This window comes from Capnocytophaga sp. oral taxon 332 str. F0381, from assembly GCF_000318275.2.
Taxonomy (GTDB): Bacteria; Bacteroidota; Bacteroidia; order Flavobacteriales; family Flavobacteriaceae; genus Capnocytophaga; species Capnocytophaga bilenii.
This window is the reverse complement of record NZ_KB291259.1, coordinates 1724-2551: the sequence shown is the minus strand read 5'-3', so window position 1 is coordinate 2551 and position 828 is coordinate 1724. Positions and strand designations below refer to the sequence as shown.

Annotated in this window: 1 protein-coding gene; it reads left to right on the top strand. The window is 33.3% G+C overall.

Annotated elements, in window-relative coordinates; all coding sequences use genetic code 11:
• Positions 1 to 156: 156 nt before the first annotated feature.
• Positions 157 to 627 (top strand): hypothetical protein, encoded by a 471-nt coding sequence (locus HMPREF9075_RS13675; RefSeq protein ID WP_232305033.1) that lies wholly within the window; start codon positions 157 to 159, stop codon positions 625 to 627.
• Positions 628 to 828: the final 201 nt, after the last annotated feature.

Here is an 828-nt window from a genome sequence, read left to right as displayed (position 1 = left end):
TCTAAATGCAAAGGTACAATATCTTGACAATATAAGCAAAAAAAATTACCTTTGCAGCGACAGAAAAGGGAATTATGAATTTTGAATTGTGGGACGGGTGAGACAAATGGGGGAAGTCCTCACCCCCGTTCCCCCTCCCCAAAAGGGAGGGGGGCAGTGCGCAGTAGTGCAGTGTGGGGGACGGGAGAGAATTGGAATTGGGCACAAGCTGCAAGCTTGCGCCAGCGGGGGACATATAAAGATAAAATGTATAAAAAAATGAACTTAATAGATATACAAACAGCAGACTTTGAAGTTAGAGAGATGACTATATCGCAACATTGTATGAGTATTCTATATGATGAAGTGTACCATATTCCAACAGAAAGATACATAAAGAACATCAAGATAGATATTTCTAATTGGAAAGACTTATTGGTGAAAATTTTTATCTATGAAAACACTTATTCTTTACCTAATGAAGTCTTACTTGAAGGAAGTAATATAGAACCTTTTGATCTTATACAAGAGATTAATATTTCTGATAATATATTACTGTTAAAAGGTATAAGTAAAAAGAATAAATATTGGATGGAATATAAGATTATAAATAGCAAATTTAGTATAAAAGTTTTTGATAATGGATAATGTTTCAAATATGCTATTAAAATAATTTACACCCGCTGGCGCGAGCTTGTAGCTCGTGCCTATCATACCAAGAGCTTTGGTAATGTATCAAATGTGTTGTTAAAATTTTATCACATTAAAAATCAATATAATACAAAAGAATTGCCCTACTATTTTTCTTTACCCATCATAGAGAAAAGAGTTTTTTAAGCCTATAATGCG